Annotated in this window: 1 protein-coding gene; it reads right to left on the minus strand. The window is 67.0% G+C overall.

Annotation, left to right across the window (positions count from 1 at the left end):
- Positions 1–295: 295 nt before the first annotated feature.
- Positions 296–482 (minus strand): hypothetical protein (locus tag BN358_RS28200; RefSeq protein ID WP_232233442.1); only part of this gene is annotated, 187 nt, incomplete at its 5' end.

A 482-nucleotide genomic window follows, 5' to 3' on the forward strand; every position in this document is an offset into this window, starting at 1 on the left:
ACCACAGGCCGCCTGGTCACGGCGAGACCAGTAGCGATCAGCGGCATCAGGATTCTTGAAGCCTTCACATTACCTCCGTGTGATTGACGGCAGGCACGACGCTACGGCGCCGCACAGCTGCCATTCAGATACCAGCCGACGATACTCGTTGAGGGACTCGCGAGCGCGCCACACGGCGTAACGACCTGTTAACGATCTGTTCCAGTCGCGGATTTCGACCCCATTTGGGCCCGCTCCCCTGCCCGGCACACTCGACCTGCCGACCGGAATCCCCGGTCGGCAGGCAGGTGCGGGCTCAGACCGAGGCGGAGGCCTCCGTCTCGCCGGGCACCGGAACCGGGAAGTGGCAGGCGAACCGATGGTCGCTGGACTTCTGGGTGAGCTCCGGCGACACCTCGCGGCAGCGGGCCTGGTCGGCCTCGCCGAGGGCGGCGTAACGGAAGCAACGGGTGCGGAACTTGCACCCCGAGGGCGGGTCGGCA

It is taken from the genome of Sedimentibacter sp. B4, assembly GCF_000309315.1.
Taxonomy (GTDB): Bacteria; Bacillota; Clostridia; order Tissierellales; family Sedimentibacteraceae; genus Sedimentibacter; species Sedimentibacter saalensis.